The organism is Streptomyces sp. NPDC111744 (genome assembly GCF_055634995.1).
Window position 1 is genome coordinate 70,508 of the sequence record NZ_JBVKCG010000006.1, and the last position, 16,877, is coordinate 87,384.

Annotated in this window: 13 protein-coding genes and 1 pseudogene; 3 read left to right on the plus strand and 11 right to left on the minus strand. The window is 70.1% G+C overall.

All coding sequences use genetic code 11. From position 1 onward, the window contains the following. Positions 1-39 precede the first annotated feature (39 nt). Complete coding sequence (locus ACZ7OO_RS15370; RefSeq protein WP_471505036.1) at positions 40-540, minus strand: ribonuclease FAU-1 family protein; 501 nt, start codon at positions 538-540, stop codon at positions 40-42. Continuing rightward, the gene (locus tag ACZ7OO_RS15375; protein ID WP_471505037.1) at positions 521-1,450 is read right to left on the minus strand and encodes a GNAT family N-acetyltransferase; all 930 of its coding nucleotides are present in this window, start codon (positions 1,448-1,450) and stop codon (positions 521-523) included. Before ACZ7OO_RS15375 ends, ACZ7OO_RS15370 begins: the two co-directional genes overlap by 20 nt. 68 nt (positions 1,451-1,518) lie before the next feature. Between ACZ7OO_RS15375 and ACZ7OO_RS15380 the strand changes: the two genes are divergently transcribed. Then, positions 1,519-1,887: a GntR family transcriptional regulator gene (locus ACZ7OO_RS15380; protein WP_352220121.1), complete on the plus strand. Its 369-nt coding sequence runs from the start codon at positions 1,519-1,521 to the stop codon at positions 1,885-1,887. A 34-nt stretch (positions 1,888-1,921) separates the two neighbouring features. On the opposite strand, the gene ACZ7OO_RS15385 is transcribed toward ACZ7OO_RS15380, so the two are convergent. Continuing rightward, on the minus strand, positions 1,922-2,692 hold the full coding sequence (locus ACZ7OO_RS15385) for a DUF72 domain-containing protein (RefSeq protein WP_471505039.1): 771 nt from the start codon (positions 2,690-2,692) through the stop codon (positions 1,922-1,924). Between the two features lie 16 nt (positions 2,693-2,708). Continuing rightward, positions 2,709-3,803, minus strand: a complete 1,095-nt coding sequence (locus tag ACZ7OO_RS15390; RefSeq protein ID WP_471505040.1) for a DUF5925 domain-containing protein — start codon at positions 3,801-3,803, stop codon at positions 2,709-2,711. Positions 3,804-3,978: 175 nt separating this feature from the next. Here ACZ7OO_RS15390 and ACZ7OO_RS15395 point away from each other — a divergent pair, with 175 nt between their 5' ends. Then, positions 3,979-5,403 (plus strand): GH39 family glycosyl hydrolase, encoded by a 1,425-nt coding sequence (locus tag ACZ7OO_RS15395; RefSeq protein ID WP_471505042.1) that lies wholly within the window; start codon positions 3,979-3,981, stop codon positions 5,401-5,403. Between the two features lie 42 nt (positions 5,404-5,445). Here the strand turns inward: ACZ7OO_RS15395 and ACZ7OO_RS15400 are convergent, their stop codons facing one another. The 6 genes and pseudogenes from ACZ7OO_RS15400 to ACZ7OO_RS15425 form a co-directional block, all read right to left on the minus strand. Then, positions 5,446-9,255: a lipopolysaccharide biosynthesis protein gene (locus ACZ7OO_RS15400; protein WP_471505044.1), complete on the minus strand. Its 3,810-nt coding sequence runs from the start codon at positions 9,253-9,255 to the stop codon at positions 5,446-5,448. Further along, positions 9,248-10,048, minus strand: a complete 801-nt coding sequence (locus ACZ7OO_RS15405) for a polysaccharide deacetylase family protein (protein ID WP_471505046.1) — start codon at positions 10,046-10,048, stop codon at positions 9,248-9,250. The genes ACZ7OO_RS15400 and ACZ7OO_RS15405 overlap by 8 nt, the downstream gene beginning before the upstream one ends. Further along, positions 10,041-11,039: a glycosyltransferase family 2 protein gene (locus ACZ7OO_RS15410; RefSeq protein ID WP_471505047.1), complete on the minus strand. Its 999-nt coding sequence runs from the start codon at positions 11,037-11,039 to the stop codon at positions 10,041-10,043. Before ACZ7OO_RS15410 ends, ACZ7OO_RS15405 begins: the two co-directional genes overlap by 8 nt. Beyond that, positions 11,036-11,857 carry a glycosyltransferase family 2 protein gene (locus ACZ7OO_RS15415; RefSeq protein ID WP_471505048.1) on the minus strand — a complete coding sequence of 274 codons (822 nt, stop codon included), beginning with the start codon at positions 11,855-11,857 and terminating at the stop codon, positions 11,036-11,038. The genes ACZ7OO_RS15410 and ACZ7OO_RS15415 overlap by 4 nt, the downstream gene beginning before the upstream one ends. Positions 11,858-12,271: 414 nt before the next feature. Next, positions 12,272-12,724 (minus strand): hypothetical protein, encoded by a 453-nt coding sequence (locus ACZ7OO_RS15420; protein ID WP_471505554.1) that lies wholly within the window; start codon positions 12,722-12,724, stop codon positions 12,272-12,274. Positions 12,725-12,884: 160 nt separating this feature from the next. Continuing rightward, positions 12,885-13,975, minus strand: a pseudogene (locus ACZ7OO_RS15425) (S8 family peptidase). A 445-nt stretch (positions 13,976-14,420) separates the two neighbouring features. On the opposite strand from ACZ7OO_RS15425, the gene ACZ7OO_RS15430 reads away from it, so the two are divergent. Continuing rightward, entirely contained in the window at positions 14,421-15,221 is an 801-nt protein-coding gene (locus ACZ7OO_RS15430; RefSeq protein WP_471505050.1) for an SGNH/GDSL hydrolase family protein, read from the plus strand. A 26-nt stretch (positions 15,222-15,247) separates the two neighbouring features. Here ACZ7OO_RS15430 and ACZ7OO_RS15435 read toward each other — a convergent pair whose 3' ends face one another. Next, a complete protein-coding gene (locus ACZ7OO_RS15435) occupies positions 15,248-16,852 on the minus strand; it encodes a serine/threonine-protein kinase (RefSeq protein ID WP_471505051.1) in 1,605 nt (534 codons plus the stop codon). Between the last annotated feature and the right edge of the window lie 25 nt (positions 16,853-16,877).

Genomic DNA, 16,877 nt, shown 5'->3' on the forward strand with positions numbered 1-16,877 from the left:
GGCGCGGCTGTGTCGACATGCGGCTCCGCCGCGTGACCGTCAGGACAGCAGGGCCTCGAAACCGCCCTCGCGGGCCAGCGTCTCCAGCGTGTCGAGCGCCGTCACGGCGGCCGCGGCGGCCGCCGGGTCCCGGTCCGCCAGCCCGCTCTCGGCGAACTCGTCCTCGTCCAGCCGGCATACGTCCGTGCCGTCGGCGGACCGCCACAGGTCCAGGTCGAGGTCCTCGACGACCAGCGCGCCGCCGGTGAGCGTCGCGGGGCGGGTGATGTCGCAGTACCAGCCCTTCAGCGTGCCGTCGGCGGCGCGGACCTCCTTGACCGCGTACCAGCGGTCGCGCCAGTAGAACTCGGTGAAGACATCACCCTGTTCGAAACGCACGAAGCCGAAGTCGCGGGGCGTGTCACCGGCCCACGGCGCGCGTACGGCGATCCGGGTGCCGTCGTCGTGCAGCAACCGCGCGGGGTAACGGATCTTCGTGCGGCCCGCCTTGACCAGGACGACGTCCACCGTGGCCGTCGGTTCAGCCGAGTTCGCGGACATACCTGACCTCCGTCGCGCAGATGTCGTACCCGAACCACTTGTTGATCGCCAGCATCGGGCCGTTGCCGCTGTCGTTGCCCGTGAGCGCCTCCGTGCAGCCGGCGGCGCGGGCGCGGTGCAGGGAGGCGTTCTTGGCGAGCTTCGCCAGGCCCCGGCCACGGAAGGCCCGGGCGGTACCGGTCATGACAGTGCCATAGCGGGTGCCGCCGTCGGTCCGCGCCGCGCTGAACGCGGCCGGGTGGCCGTCCACCAGGACGACCGAGGTCAGCTCCCGGCTGAACAGCGGATGCCGCCAGGTCTCGTCCAGCCAGGCCTCGTAGTCGGCGAACTCGGTGTCGATGTCGCTCGGTTCGTCCAGCGTCGTCTCCGCGTCCAGGGTGAAGAGGGGGCGCGGGTCGTCGGCGAGATCGGCGGCGGAGCGAAGTTCGACGCCGGGCGGGGGAGTCCGGAGCGGGGGGAGCGCGCCGTGCGCGAGGTCGAGGCGGAGGAAGTGGGCGGAACGGCTCGCCGTGTAACCGCGGCGCTCGGCGAAGGCCCGGTTGGACGGGGCGTCCAGGACCCAGGCGTAGGACGTGGTCGCGCCGGATTCCGACAGGTGAGCCTCCGCCGTACGGACGAGGAGGGTGCCGGCGCCCCGGCCGGTGCGCTCCGGATGGACGTACACGTTGGCGAAGCCCTGGCCCGGCTCCGTGCTCTCGTGGGCGAGGCCGACCTGGGCCGTGCCGATGATCTCGCCGTCCTCCTCCGCGATCAGCTGACGGAAGCGGGCGTCGGGGTGGGTGTGCGTCAGATCGTGGAGCAGGGACTCCGGAGTGAACAGCATGTAGGGGAGGGCGAGCTGCCGGACCCGGACGAAGCCTTCGGCGTCCCCTCTGGCGTCGGGGCGCAGATCGCGCACGATCACTGTCATGGGCGCACGCTATGCGGGGGCGAGTGCGGGTGCCTCTCATTTTCCGGCGGATACGGGAGAATCGGGCCGTGACCTTGAAGATCCACATCGATGACAGCGCGCCGCCGTACGAGCAGGTGAGGGCGCAGATTTCCGAGCAGGCGCGGGGCGGGGTGCTGCCGGTGGGGTACCGGCTGCCGACGGTGCGGGGGCTGGCCGAGTCGCTGGGGCTGGCGGTGAACACGGTGGCCAAGGCGTACCGGGCGCTGGAGACGGACGGAGTGATCGAGACGCGGGGCCGCAACGGCACGTTCGTCGCCGCCGCCGGGTCGGCCGCCGAGCGCGAGGCGTCGTCGGCCGCACAGGCGTACGCGGAGCGGGTGCGCCGGCTGGGGCTGGGGGAGAAGGAAGCGCTGGCCGCGGTGCGGGATGCCCTGCGGGCGGCTTATGGGGAGTAGGAGGTCCGGGGAGGAAACAGCGGCGGGGAGAAGGTCAGCCGCTGGTGCTCAGTTCCGGTGTTCGGGTCACCGGCAGCCCCGCCCTCTCCGCGATCCTCCTGAACGCCACCGCGTCCCTCACCGCCGCTCCGCCCGGGTCGTTGTTGAAGTACGTGTAGACATCGGCCTTCTTGGGGTACGCCGTGGCGATGCGGTCGACCCAGGTTTCCAGGGAGCGGTGGCCGTAGCGGGGCCAGGGAGTGGCTCGGCCCTGGTGGAAGCGGACGTAGGCCCAGTCGGTGGTGCGCCACAGGGGGGTCATGGGGCGGGCCTGGATGTCGGACCAGCACAGGGCCGCGGCCCGGGACTCCAGGACCTGGCGGGTCTCCCGCGTCCACCAGGAGTCATGGCGGGGTTCCACCGCCACCCTCGTGCCGCGCGGGAAGCACGCAAGGCAGGCGTCCAGCAGGGCCGGGTCGGCCTTGAGGGTCGGTGGGAGCTGGAGGAGGACCGGACCCAGCCGGTCGCCCAGGCCCGCCGCGTGGGTCATCAGGCGGTCGACCGGCTCCCCGGGGTCCTTCAGGCGTTTGATGTGCGTGAGATAGCGGCTCGCCTTGACCGCCATCACGAAGTCCGCGGGGACCCGGTCCCGCCATGACTCGAAGTTCTCGCGGCTCGGCAGGCGGTAGAACGCGTTGTTCAGTTCGACGGTCGTGAAGTGTTCCGCGTACGCCTCCAGCCACGACCGCATGGGCACGTCGGCCGGGTACAGGACGTTCCGCCAGTCCTTGTACTGCCAGCCCGAGGTTCCGATGAACAGGGGCATACACCCCATCAAAGCACTACAGATACAGCCCCGCGTCCGCGCCCTCCCGTGCCCCCGGTACAGATGCCGGTGCCGTGCCCCGGCGCAGTGCGTACAGCTCCGCTAGGGTCGCTCCCTCGCGGCCCACGCCCTCTTCCGTGCCGAGCCAGTTCACCGCCTCGCGGTGGGTCAGGGGGCCCACCTCGATACGGGCGAGGCAGCGGCCGGGGCGGACCACGGCGGGGTGCAGGCGCTCCAGGTCCTCGTTGGTGGTGACGCCGACCAGCACGTTACGGCCCTGGCCGAGCAGCCCGTCGGTGAGGTTCAGCAGCCTCGACAGGGCCTGACCCGCCGTGTGCTTGGCCTCTCCTCGGATCAGCTCGTCGCAGTCCTCCAGCAGGAGCAGCCGCCAGCGGCCCTTGCCGGCGCCGTCCTCCTCGCCGATCGCGATGTCCATCAGATAGCCGACGTCGGAGAAGAGCCGTTCGGGGTCGAGGACGCAGTCCACCTGGCACCAGTCCCGCCAGGAACGGGCGAGCGTGCGCAGGGCGGAGGTCTTCCCGGTGCCGGGCGGCCCGTGCAGCAGCAGGAGACGGCCGGCGATGTCCTCGGGTGTCGTCTTCATCAGACGGTCCATCGCGTCCGCCACCGGTGCCGTGTAGTTGGCGCGGACCTCGTCCCAGGTGCCGGCGGAGATCTGCCGGGTGGTGCGGTGCGGGCCGCGCCTGGGGGAGACGTACCAGAACCCCATCGTGACGTTCTCCGGCTGGGGTTCCGGCTCGTCCGCCGCGCCGTCCGTCGCCTCGTTCAGCACCTGTGCGGCCAGCTCGGCGGTGGTCGCGGTGACGGTGACGTCCGCGCCCCGGTTCCAGCGGGAGACCAGCAGCGTCCAGCCGTCGCCCTCCGCGAGCGTCGCGCTGCGGTCGTCGTCACGGGCCACCCGCAAGACCCGCGCCTCCTTCGGCAGCAGGGTCGCCCCGGTGCGCACCCGGTCGATGTTGGCCGCGTGCGAGTACGGCTGCTCGCCCGTCGCGAAGCGGCCGAGGAACAGCGCGTCGACGACATCGGACGGTGAGTCGGAGTCGTCGACGTTGAGCCGGATCGGCAGCGTCTCGTGCGGCTTTGCAGACATGCCGCCATGATCCGCCACCGGGGGCCGGCGCGCATCCGTTTTCCGAAGTGGGCGGAGAGTGTCGGGTGTGTGCCGAGCTTCCGGAGTATCCGGTGTGCACCCCCGGCCCTGTTACACAGCTGTCGATTCCCGATACCTGCCCCCGGGACGATTTCCGCCCCTACTGTTGTCCTTGATGGGACGTCATGGGTGGAATTCGGGGGCTCGGCGGTGGCGGCTCACCGCCCTGCTCGGTGTGGGCGTGGCCGCTCTCGCCCTGATCGTGACACTGATCAACACGCTGCCCGGGGGCGGCGGCAGCACCGCGGGCACGACCCGCGACGGCGACAGGGTGCACGGCACCCCGGCCACCCCGCCGGACGCGGCCGAGCCGTATGTGGGCTGGGGCTTCACCCACACCCAGTACAGCGCCGACGAGGGCAGTACGACCGCCACCGACCGGGTGGGGAACCTGCTGGCCGGGGACGGCGGGCTGCCCCAGGACCAGGCCGTCATGGGCTGGGGCGCCGACAACCCCGAGCCGGTGAAGGGGCGCTACGACTTCGGCGCCCTCGACCGCCGGGTCGACTTCATGCGCAGGTCCGGCGGCACCCCGGTGATCACCCTGTGCTGCTCGCCGGACTGGATGAAGGGAGGCAAGGCCGGTGTGAACAACACCGACTGGAGCCAGGCCGCCCTGGAGACCGCCCCCACCCCCGAGCACTACCAGGACTACGCGAACCTCGCCGCGACCGTCGCCAGGCGCTATCCGGACGTACGGCACTTCCTCGTCTGGAACGAGTTCAAGGGCTTCTGGAACAACGACAAGGCCCGCTGGGACTACGAGGGCTACACCGAGCTCTACAACCTCGTCTACAAGGCGTTGAAGGCCGTCGACAAGGACGTCATGGTCGGCGGACCGTATCTCGTCATGGACAGCTTCGACCCGCGCCAGACCGAGAACGCCTCGCCCACCCTCAAGGGCGCCTGGGGCGTGATGGACCAGCGGGTCGTCGATGCCTTCGACTACTGGAACACCCACAAGGCCGGCGCCGACTTCGTGGTCGTCGACGGGTCCAGCTACACCAACGACGACGACATGCTGCCCGACGAGTTCGCGGCCACCGACAAGCTGACGTATGTGAGCGAGTGGGTGCGCAGGCAGACGCACGACCTGCCGCTGTGGTGGGCCGAGTACTACGTCGAGCCCGCCGACGGCAGCGACTCACGCGACGGCTGGACCGAACCACACCGGGTCGCCGTCCAGGCCACCGGCATGATCGCCATGGTCAGGGGCGGCGCCGACTCCGGCTTCTACTGGAACCCGGAGGACGAGAAGGGCGGCGACTGCGCCGGCTGTCTGTGGACCACGACCGACAGCGCCGACGGGGGACGGCGACTGCCCATGTACGACCTGGTGTCGAGGTTCGCGAAGGCGTTCCCGCCGGGGACCCGGTACGAGACGGTCTCCGTCGCCAGGGACGACACGCCCAACGTTCGTGTCCTCGCCAGCGACAGGACCGTCCTCGTCGTCAACACCCTCGCCCGGACGATCAGCGCGCAGGTGGACGGGAAGCGGTTCGACATGAAGGGGTACGAGGTGAAGTGGCTCACCAGGTGAACCGGCTGTACCGGGTGAGCCGGGTGAGCCACTCCCTCCCTTCTACTTGAGTGTCAGGAACCGCTGCGCCAGCGACGCCAGCAGCACCGCGAGCAGGGGCAGCGAGAACCAGAAGCCGCCCTGCAGCCACCGCAGCTGACGCACTCCCGGCCGGACCGCGACCCGGACCACCTCCCGTGCCGTCAGCAGCAGGATCAGCGCCACGGCGGCCAGACCGCCGACCACCGACCACGGCGTCCAGGTGATCCGCGGCCCGATCGGCCCCGGACGCGGATCCTCCACCGCCCCCACGGGCTGTGTACGCAGCGTGTACATGGTCACGTCGTCGTTGACCATGACCTTCGTCAGATCCTGCCGGTCGTCCAGGTTCTCGATCAGCCGGCTCTCCCAGGTCGCCGAGTAGCCGGCGTCCATCTGGAGATAGACGACCTGACTCCTGTTGATCATGAGATACGAGTTCGGGCCGGCGTCCTTGAGCGCCTTGACCAGGCTCGACACCAGCACCGGGTCGGTCGGCGCCAGAGTCGGCACATAGTCGACCCGCTCCATGTCCTTCGCGCCCCACGGCATCGCCGGGGTCACGTCGTTGACCGTGTCGTTGCTCAGCCACAGCAGCCGGACGGTCGGCTTGTCATGGGCGTAGACATAGTCCATCGCGGCGACCTCGCCGGGCCGGACCCGCTCGAAGGGCTCGTTGCCCCAACGGGCCACCAGGAAGCCGCCCATGAGCAGCAGACCTGCCATCAGCGCGGCCACCGGGGCCAGGCTGACCCGGTCCTTCTCGCGCTCCTTCGCCGTGGCGCCGGTACGCGGGAACAGGGCGAGACCCGCCAGCAGGGCCGCGCCCGGCACGGCGAACATGAAGACCCGCAGGGCCATCTCCCCGCCGTACGACTGCATGCCGAAGCCCAGGAACGGGACGAAGGTCAGGACCAGCAGGGACCGCTCGCGGTACTTGTGGAAGCGGCGGCGCCACCAGCCCCAGACGGCGAAGGCCATCATGCTCCCGGCCAGCAGGACCCGGACGTACAGGACCAGCTTGTGGGTCGAGCTGCCGCCCTTAATACGGCCGGAGACCGAGGTCGAGACGTTGCTTCCGACCCCGCCGACCCCGCCGAACAGGTCGTTGAAGTGACCGGACCAGTACGGCTCGGCCATGAAGCCCAGCCAGACGGCCGCGACCACCCCGAACAGGATGGGAAGGCCGCGCAGTTCGGACCTGCCGGCCAGGACCAGGGCCGCCAGCACGCCCAGCATCACGAACGGGGTCAGCTGGTGTGCCGGGACGGTCGCCGCGTAGAGGCCGATCAACACCATGAGCAGGACGGCCTGCTGGCGGCGGTCGGTCGGCTCGACCTCCGCCTCGCCCGGGCGGAACCTCGTCCAGATGACGTGCGGGGCGCGGAACCAGACGAGCAGGATCGCCACGAACACCAGATAGAGGAGGTAGGTGAAGCCCTGCGGGGAGAAGTAGTCCTGGCCGACCCAGCCGCACAGCACGAAGATCCAGATGCCGGTCCACTTCGCCCGCCAGCTCGCCCGCAGCGACCGTACGAGCAGGAACATCGGTGCCAGGTAAGCGAGTTGGATGAACGTCGGCCACCAGCGGATGACCTCGGTGAAGTCCGTGACTCCGCAGGCCCTGCCGATGAAGGCCGCCGCCGCGAAGAAGCCCGGCCAGCTCCAGCGGGCGTCCAGGTCGGGCACGGCCGACCCGGTGCGGTCGATGTAGTCGATGAACCCGAGGTGCTGCCAGGCGGTCGGGAACCGGGGTTCCGTCTCGATCACGGCGGGCAGCGCGTGCAGGGACACGACCGTCGCCAGCAGGGTGACCAGGAGCAGCGCCTTGTGCTTGCGGCGCAGCCACAGCAGTGCGGCGAACACCGTGACCAGCAGCGCCGCTCCGACCAGCGTCGGCAGTGGCAGCACCGAGATCAGCCCGAGCCCGCCCATCCGGTCCAGGTCGGAGTCGTCGAGCCGGGCGGCCGGCACCCAGTAGAGCAGGAGGGCGGCGATCAGCAGACAGCCGAGGACGACTCCCTGGCGGGTGGGGACCAGCCGCTCCCGCAGGGAGCGCGCGGGCTCATCCGCCGGCTCCTCGGGAGGCTCGGCCGGTACCACTTCCTCCTCCGGCACGACCGCCTCCCCGAACGGCGCGTCGACCTCCGCCTCCTTCAGCAGCGAGGCCTCGGCCGGTCCGAGCGAGGCCTCCGAGCCAGGCTCCCTCTCCTCCACCGGCAGCCCCGGATTCCGCGGTGGCCGCGGTGCCCAGGTCGGCCGGTCGTCCGGGCGGACAACGGGCATGCCGGTGGGCGGGGTTCCCGGACCGGGACGGACGTCCGGCCGCCGCTCCACATGGTCGAAGTCCACATGGATGCCGAGGGCGAGCGTGTCGGTGTCCAGCGCCCAGGCCGGGCCCCGCTTGCGGAGTACGGAAGTGGCCGGGGCCTCGAGCGCCCCCAGGTCGGCGAGGTCCCCGTCCGGCGCCGCGTCCTCGGGTACGTCGGCCGGGGCCGCCCGGAGCGTCCTCCACAGCCGGGGCGCCGCGATCATCACGATCACGGTGAGGCTGGAGATCTCGGCCACGCCGGCGCCGGTCAGCCCCATCCGGGGCAGGAGCAGCAGGGTCAGCCCGAGCACCAGCAGGCACAACAGGCCCTGCAGCCAGGCCAGTCCCGCGGTACGGCTCTGGGCGCGCAGCACCGCGAAGTACGTCTCCATCACGACCCTGAGCAGTGCGCCGACCGCGAACCAGCGCAGCAGCGGGGTCGCCGCGTCCGCGTAGCCCGGGCCGAACACACCGAGGAGCCAGGGCGCCCCGAAGAACAGCAGCGAGCAGATGGGGATCATGATCCGGGCCATCCGCTTCAGCGCGGCCCGGGTGTTGGCGGCCAGCCGCGCCGGGTCGTGCGAGCCCTCCACTGTCAGCGAGGCGCCCATGTTGATGGCGAGCAGGTTGGTGGTGCCGCCGATGGTGGTGGTGATGTAGAAGTACGCGTTGTCCTCGGCGCTGACCTGCGAGGCGATGATCACCGGGATCAGGTACACCACGGCGAGGGAGAACAGCGAACCGGTGTAGTCACCGGACAGGAACCTGCCGATCTCCCTCAGCGTGGGCGGTTTGGCGTGCTCCTCGGTCGCCTTGATGTGCCGGGGCACCAGGCGCCGGAACACCAGCCAGCCGAGCGGGATCACCGAGGTGGCGATGGCGGCGACCCAGGAGACGAAGACACCGGCCGTCGGGATCGCCACGGAGAGGGCGACCAGCAGCCCCAGCTTGACCGCCGAGAACACGGTGTTGCCCACCGGCACCCAGGGCGCACTGCGCAGCCCGGTCAGCACGCCGTCCTGGAGCGTGAGGAGGTTCCAGGCGACGACCGCCACCACGAACCCGAGCCCGTTGAGGGGCCCGTGCAGGAAGCGGTACGACGGCCCCCACACGTCCAGCGTCAACAGGAACACGCCGGCCGCCAGCGCCACGATCAGCGAGCTGCCCGCGTAGGTACGGAAGATGAGCCGGCCCGTGTGGCGTCCGGCCACGGGGATGAAGCGGGCCAGGGCGCCGGTCAGGGTCACCGCGGTCAGGCCCGCGAGGAACTTCATCGCGGCGATCGCGGCGGAGCCCTGGCCGACCGCCGACTCGGAGTAGTAGCGGGCCGCCGCCAGCCAGAAGCCCAGGCCCAGCACGGCGGAGATGCCGGTGTTCAGCATCAGCGCGTAGGCGTTCCGGAAGAGCGGGCTGCCACCGGACGAACTGCCTCTGCCGGGCAGGCGAAGGCGGCGCCCCGACTGCTCGGGCGCCGCTGTGTCGTTGGTTGCGGCCTCGGTTGTGGTGGTCGTCGTGTCAGACACGGGAACGGATGGCCTTCCGGCGGACCTGGCGGACTCTGCGGAGAACGGCGTAACCCTTGGTGAGGGCACGGTCCCTGGCGAAGGTGCGGGGGATCGCACGGCCTTCGAGCAGCCGTGCGAACTCCGTGGCGTCCGTGCTGCGGCGCACGGTGACGCGGTGCAGCGCGTACGGGCCCTGACGGCGGCGGGCGAGGCCGTTCCCGACGGCGAGCGCCTGGGCGTATCCGGCCTCCCGCACGGCCTGCCGGACCCGGCGGCTGGAGTAGCCGTACGGGTAGGCGAACGAGGCCGGTCCGGAGCCCAGTTGCTCGGTGACGATCTCCCGGCACCGCACCAGCTCCGTCCGCAGCCGGTCGTCGTCCAGCTGGTCGAGCTGCGGATGGGTGTGGCTGTGCCCGCCGATCTCGCAGCCGCCGTGAGCGAGTTCGCGCACCTGGTCCCAGTCGAGCATGGTGTCCAGGCCGCCTCCGGTGTCGTACGCGCCCCTGATCCAGCCCGTCGAGACGAACAGGGTGGACGCGTAACCGTGCTTGGCGAGGACGGGGAGGGCGTGCCGGTGCACGCCCTCGTAGCCGTCGTCGAAGGTGATCAGGACGGACCGGTCGGGGAGCGTGCTGCCGGAGCGCCAGCTCGCGGCCAGGTCAGCCGTGTTGACGGGGGTCAGGCCCAGCTCGGCGATGAGTGCCATCTGCTCGGCGAACGCCTCCGGTGCTACCGACAGCGCACGGGTGGCCTCGTTCGGCGCGGTCGCGACCGAGTGGTACATGAGGATCGGCACCGGTGCCTCAGCCATGGGATCCCCCCTCGATCTCGGCGACGGAGAAGGTCGCCCCGCCCCGCCGTGCCCGCACACTCCCCACCACATAGCCGCCCGCCGCCGTCAGCACCCCGGTGACGATCGCCCCGGCCCGGCCGGCGCCCCCCGGCCGGGCCAGCAGTGCGTCCCGCAGGCCACGAGCGACCCCCGCGGGCAGCACACGGGTGGTGTACCGGCGTTCGGACTCAAGTCCCTTGCCGGCGCCCACACTCCGGGCGACCAGCGCCTTGGAGAGGCCCTCGGCGTAGGCGCGGGTGCGGAAGTAGCCGAAGTGCTCACGGGCTTCCGGCACCCGGTGGTGGATCACCGCGCGGTCGTCGATGAGCAGCACGGCGTCCGGGCGGGCCCGGGTGAGCCGGATGCACAGCTCGGTCTCCTCGCAGCCCAGCGGTCGCTTGTCGCCGTCCCGTCCGATGCCCGTGGCGAAACCGCCCGCCGCGTCGAACGCCGTACGCCGGAAAGAAGCGTTTCCGCCGAGGACGTTCCGGACCCGGACACGGCCCGCTGGCAGCCCCCGGTAGGTGCAGCCGACCACCCAGTCGAACTCCTCCGGGAACCAGTCCGGGCGGCGGCCCGAGGCCCAGATCGGCATCGTCCGGCCGCCGACGGCCATCACCCTCGGGTCGGCGTACCCCTCGGCGAAGCGGCGCAGCCAGTCCCGTTCGGCCACGGCGTCGTCGTCGAGGAAGGCGATCACCTCGCCGTAGGAGCACGCGATACCGGTGTTGCGGCCAGCGGACAGGCCGCGGGGGCCCGCGTTGGCGAGCACCCGGACGGAGGCGTTCTCTTCGGACTCCTTGTACTCCTTCGTGAGCCGATCCAGGAGCGCCGGGTTGTGGTCGACGACCAGCAGGGTCTCCAGCGCCGGATACGACTGGGCGCGCACCGAGGAGACCGCCGCGAGGATGTCCTCCCAGCGGTCCTCGGTGTACACGCAGATCACGACGGAGATGTCGGGATCGCTCAAGACGACTCTCCCCGGCCCATGGTGAGCATCGGGGAGTGCCGCACCTGCCGGCGCAGGGCACGTCGGTTGGAGCGCTCCCCGAGAATCACCTTGAGGACCCGGAACCCGTCCCGTACGGCACGCAGATTGCTGGTGCCGTGGATACGGAGGTACTCGTGGCTGGGGATCTCCTGCACCTTCAGGCCCGCCTTGACCACCCGGATGTTGATCAGGGTCTCGATCTCGAAGCCGGTGCAGTCGAGGTCGATCTTGTCGAGGCAGTGCCGCCAGAAGGCGTTGTACCCGTAGCAGAGGTCGGTGTAGCGGGCGCCGAACTTGTGGTTGACGATCGTGCACAGCGCCCAGTTGCCGAGCTTGCGGATGAAGGTCATGTCGTCCGTGCCGCCGCCGTTGGCGAAGCGCGAGCCCTTGGCGAAGTCGGCGCCCGAGACCAGGGCGGATACGTACGACACGATCTCGTGGCCGTCGGCCGAGCCGTCCGCGTCCACCATGACGATGATGTCGCCGGTGCACGCCTCGAACCCGGTGATCAGGGCATCCCCCTTGCCCTTGCCGCTCTGTTCGACGACTTTCACGCCGGGCCACAGGTCCCGGGCCACTTCCACGGTGTCGTCGGTGGAATTGCCGTCCACAAGGACCACTTCGTGTATCCAGCCCGGAAGTGTCTTGAAGACGTAGGGGAGATTCTCCGCCTCATTCATGGCGGGGATCACGACGCTCACCGGCGGTGTGATCGCCAGGTGAGAGGAGATCGGTCGGTATTCGGCCGCCATTAACGGATCTTGGTCCGAAGTCGGCGGCTGCAGAACAGAACTCATGAGTCTTGTCCCTCTCGTCCGGTGGACCGCCCGCCCCTGGGCGGCTCGCTTCTGTGTCCGGTTCGAAAGGGGGGTTCTCACCCGTGGCACGGAAAATGGATCTCCGTACCCGCAGATGAGCTGGCAAAGCTGGCCGGTCTGCCCGAAAACGGCAGCCGGTCGCGCGGCACGGCTCGGAAACGACAGTGGTCACACACGAAACGACAGTGGTCATTGTGGTCACCGAGCACGGCACCCCCCTACCGCGCCCCGCTCCGGAACATCGCGGTCCTTGAGCCCTCCCCTGGAGCCGCTTGATGACGATCTGATGCGGGTGAGATGTACGACGGTATTGATGATTGGACCAGTATGGCAAGGCCTGGAACTGAGCCTCACGTTTTTGTTGGTTTGGCCGTTACGCAACTTTGGCCGAACTCATTCTTCAACTCGAACGGATTTCCCAGTCCGTCGGGGTGTCCGTTTGAGAATTCGTTCCACTGGTCGCAGCCCTACCAGCAGAAGCAGGAGAACGCTGACCGCGGTCACGGCGACGATTCCGCCGCGCCAGGACCAGCGGTGTGTGGCGAGCATGCCCTGGGCGATCAGCATGTCCAGGGCGACGGCGCCTGCCACCGCGGTGAGCACCCGGACGAACGGATCGAGCCCGCGCAGCGCCAGACCGATCGCCGCGGCCGGCGCGGCGAGCAGGAAGAACAGCGTGAACGGGCCACGCAGTGGCGAGTCCGAGTCGGTCAGTGCGAGCAGCGCGCCGGTTCCGGTGACGGCTGTGGCGGCGCCCGCGAGCAGTGGCCCCAGGTCCCTCCCCGGTCCTGGCCGTGCCCGTTCGTCGCCCTCGAGCGATGGTGTCTTGAGCCGTATGGTCTGCATGGCCGACTTTGCCCCCCAAGGCGTCGGATGCCGGGCTTCAATGTCGCGCAGGAGAACGGGGGGCGTCAAGCGGGTCTCCGGACATGACCGTTCCCCGGAGACACCTGGTGCTCCGGGGAACAAGTCGTTCGTTTTCCTTACGACATGAGCACCGGGTTCCTTACGGCACGACCTTCAGGAGCTTGTTCGGGGAGCCGGTGCCCACGCTGGTGAGCACGTTGGAGGTCGCTCCGTTGACCAGTGCCGTGGCGACCTGGGCCGGGGTGGCCGAGGTGTGGCCTGCGAGGTACACGGCGGCCGCCCCTGCCACGTGCGGGGTGGCCATCGAGGTGCCCGACAGGGTGGCGGTGGCGGTGTCGCTGGTGTTGTAGCCCGCCGTGATGGAGGAGCCGGGCGCGAAGATGTCCAGGACCGAGCCGTAGTTGAGTAGCTGGCCCTGGCGTCGGAGCTGGTGGTGGCGCCGACGGTGATCGCGCTCGCGACCCGGGCCGGGGAGTACGAGGAGGCGTTGGCGCTGCTGTTGCCGGCCGCGATCGCGTAGGTCACGCCGCTGGCTATGGAGTTGGCGACCGCGGTGTCGAGCGAGGTGGAGGCCGAGCCGCCCAGCGACATGTTGGCGACCGCCGGGGTGGTGTGGTTCGAGGTCACCCAGTCGATGCCCGCGATCACTCCGGCCGTGGTGCCCGAGCCGTTGTTGTCCAGCACCCGCACGGCCACGATTTTCGCCTTCTTCGCCACACCGTAGGTGGAGCCGGCGATGGTGGTCGCCACATGGGTGCCGTGGCCGTTGCCGTCGGAGGCTGTGGTGTCGCCGTCGACCGCGTCATAGCCGTAGGAGGCACGGCCGCTGATCTGGGTGTGGGTGATGCGCACACCGGTGTCGATGACATAGGCGGTCACACCACTGCCCGCGGTGTCCGGGTAGGTGTAGGTGCCGGAGAGCGGAAGGCTCGCCTGGTCGATGCGGTCCAGGCCCCAGGGGGCGCTGGACTGGGTGGTGTCGGTGAGGTGGACCGTCTGGTCCTGTTCGACCGTGGCCACCGACGGGTCGGCGGCGAGTCTCGCGGCCTGGGCCGCCGAGAGCTTGGCCGAGTAGCCGTTCAGCACCTTGCCGAACGTCTTCCTGACCGTGCCGCCGTACTCCTTGATCAGGCCCTTGCCCTCGGTCGAGGAGGCCTTGAAGCCGGCGCTGTTCTTCAGGGTGACGATGTAGCTGCCCTTGACGGCCGTGGGGGAGCCGGCGTGCAGCACCCTGCCGGTGGCGGGTGCGGCCTGGGCGGGGAGTGCGGTGAGTCCGCCGACGAGGGCGGCGGCCGCCACGGTGGTGACGGCGGCGAACCGCAGCTTCTGGATACGCAGATGTGCCATTACGAGGGAGTCCTCCTCAGGCGGCGCGCGTCCGGGTCGGGCGCGCGCGGGTGTGGGGGTGTGCGCACGGCTTCGCGCACACGGCCCGGGAGCGTCGCGTTCCGCTCGTGGGCCGAGTAAAGAATCGGTTTTCCGCAGGCAAAGGGCAAGGGAGTTGACGACGCGTCACTCAGCTGTCATGGGCACGTAATCAAACGCGCCGGGAACGCACGGGATCGATCCGGTCAGGGCTGGTTGAGGCCCTGAAAAGTTTTGGCATGAACACTTCCCGTCAACACCCGTAGTTGGTACGACAGTTGTGGCAGAGATCCTGCTAAAGGGAGGTTCCATGAGACGTTCCCGAATTACGGCATACGTGACTTCACTCCTCCTCGCCGGCGGCCTCGCCCTCACCGGCGCGGCCGCGACGGAAGCGCAGGCCGCTACCGGGGGCTATGTGGCGCTCGGCGACTCGTACTCCTCCGGCGTCGGCGCCGGCAGCTACATCAGCTCAAGCGGCAGCTGCGACCGCAGCACGAACTCCTACCCCTACCTCTGGAACGCCGCCCACAGCCCGTCCTCGTTCTCCTTCACTGCCTGCTCGGGCGCCACCACGGACGACGTGCTCTCCGGCCAGCTCGGCTCGCTCAGCTCCTCGACCACCCTGGTCTCCATCACCATCGGCGGCAACGACGCGGGCTTCGCCGATGTCATGACGACCTGTGTGACCAGCTCCGACAGCACCTGTCTGTCCCGGATCAACACCGCGAAGGCCTACGTCGACTCGACGCTCCCCGGCAAGCTCGACAACGTCTACAACGCGATCAGCGCCAAGGCCCCCAACGCCCGGGTCGTCGTCCTCAGCTACCCCCGCTTCTACAAGCTGGGCACCACCTGCCTCGGCCTCTCCGAGACCAAGCGCTCCGCGATCAACAACGCCGCCGACTACATCGACGCCGCGATCGCCAAACGCGCCGCCGACCACGGCTTCGTCTTCGGCGACGTCCGCTCCACGTTCACCGGCCACGAGATCTGCTCCGGCAGCTCCTGGCTGCACAGCGTCAACTGGCTGGACATCGGCGAGTCGTACCACCCCACCGCGGCCGGCCAGTCCGGGGGCTATCTGCCGGTCCTGACCAACAACGCGTGACCCTCGGTACGTCAGTACCGCGTCTTTCAGTACGAGCTTGAGGGTGAAGGCGAAGAGGAGGCCCCGCTGGTCGGGGTCTCCGTCGTTTTGGTGCAGGTCACCGAGAACGGCACCGAGTCGGATGTCGTCCTCACCGGGCTGCGCACCTCGACGGCGATCGCGTCGTTCAGCGTCCCGCTGTCGGACCAGGTCGTCACGGTCACCCCGGTCTGCCGGGTCTTCCCGCCGCTGCCCGGAAAGGACAGCGTCTTCCATCCCTGGTCGTCGAACGACCCGTTCTTCAGCACCCACCGGTACTGCACCTCGGCAGGCACGCTCCCGACCGTGAACGTCGCTGTGAAGGCGGGAGCCTGCGGGGTGGACGGCGGACAGCTCCCCGAGTAGTCGGTGCGCGACCCGGCCACACTGACCTTCACACTCTGCGCGGGCGCGCTGCTGCTCGCGGACGCTGACGGGGACTTGGACCCCGAGCCGCTGCTCCGGCCGGGCGCCGGGGAGTTGAGGTTGCTGGCCGACCGGCTCGCACCGGCGTTGTCGCCACTCCCGCCGCCCTCGCCGCGGTTGAGCAGGACGTACGTCAACCCGCCCAGTGCGAGGACGACCAGCACCAGACCGACCAGCAGCAGCACCCCGGCGCTCCGGGTGCCGTCGCGGCCGGAAGCCGGCGGCTGGGTGGCCGCCGGGGCGGGCAACGGCGCTGTGGGGGAAGCGGGGTGAGACTGGACGACCCGGGTCGGGGCGTCGTACCGCCCCGGGATCGGGACGGTGGCGGCGGTACTGGGTGTGCCCCAGGAAGACGGCGTATCGCCTGCCGCGACCAACCGCATTTCATGCTCGGCCCTTTCGGCCGACAGCCGGTCGGCCGGGTCCTTGCGGAGCAGTCCCTCGATGACGGGCGCGAGCGGTCCGGCCCGGTACGGCGGCGGCAACTCCTCGTCCACCACGGCACGCAGTGTGCTCAGAGGGGTGTCCAGCCGGAACGGGGAGGTGCCCTCCACCGCCGTGTACAGCAGTACACCGAGCGACCAGAGGTCGGACTCCGGGCCGAACGCACGCCCCAACGCCCGCTCCGGGGCGAGGAACTCGGGCGAACCGATCACCTCGCCGGTCATGGTCAGCGCCGAGCTGCCCTCGACGGTGGCGATCCCGAAGTCGGTGAGCACCACCCGTCCGTCGTTCGACAGCAGAACGTTGGCCGGCTTCACATCCCGGTGCAGCACCCCGGCGGCATGCGCGGTCCGCAGCGCGGACAGCACCTCGGCGCCGATGCCGGCGGCCCGCTGCGGGGACATCGGGCCCTCCGCGTCCAGCACTTCGGCGAGGGACACCCCGCGGATCAACTCCATGACGATCCAGGGCCGTCCGCCCTCCATCGCCACGTCGTACACCGTCACCACATTGCGGTTCGCGACCCGGGCCGCGGCCCAGGCCTCGCGCTCCAGACGGGCGTACATCCGCTCGACGTCGGGGCCGGGCAGCCCGGCCGGCGCCCGCACCTCCTTGACGGCGACCTCGCGGCCCAGCACCTCGTCCCGGGCTCGCCACACGGTGCCCATGCCGCCCTCGCCGAGCGGGGACAACAGTCGGTAGCGGCCCGCGATCACTCGCTCACGGCCCGGCTCTTCGGTCACGGGTGCTCCCCACGGCAGCTCGCGC

Coding starts and splice junctions, on each gene's coding strand:
- ACZ7OO_RS15395 (WP_471505042.1), top strand. CDS start 3,979: ATGGGACGTCATGGGTGGAATTCGGGGGCTCGGCGGTGGCGGCTCACC.
- ACZ7OO_RS15390 (WP_471505040.1), bottom strand. CDS start 3,803: ATGTCTGCAAAGCCGCACGAGACGCTGCCGATCCGGCTCAACGTCGAC.
- ACZ7OO_RS15420 (WP_471505554.1), bottom strand. CDS start 12,724: ATGCAGACCATACGGCTCAAGACACCATCGCTCGAGGGCGACGAACGG.
- ACZ7OO_RS15430 (WP_471505050.1), top strand. CDS start 14,421: ATGAGACGTTCCCGAATTACGGCATACGTGACTTCACTCCTCCTCGCC.
- ACZ7OO_RS15415 (WP_471505048.1), bottom strand. CDS start 11,857: ATGAGTTCTGTTCTGCAGCCGCCGACTTCGGACCAAGATCCGTTAATG.
- ACZ7OO_RS15405 (WP_471505046.1), bottom strand. CDS start 10,048: ATGGCTGAGGCACCGGTGCCGATCCTCATGTACCACTCGGTCGCGACC.
- ACZ7OO_RS15370 (WP_471505036.1), bottom strand. CDS start 540: ATGTCCGCGAACTCGGCTGAACCGACGGCCACGGTGGACGTCGTCCTG.
- ACZ7OO_RS15375 (WP_471505037.1), bottom strand. CDS start 1,450: ATGACAGTGATCGTGCGCGATCTGCGCCCCGACGCCAGAGGGGACGCC.
- ACZ7OO_RS15385 (WP_471505039.1), bottom strand. CDS start 2,692: ATGCCCCTGTTCATCGGAACCTCGGGCTGGCAGTACAAGGACTGGCGG.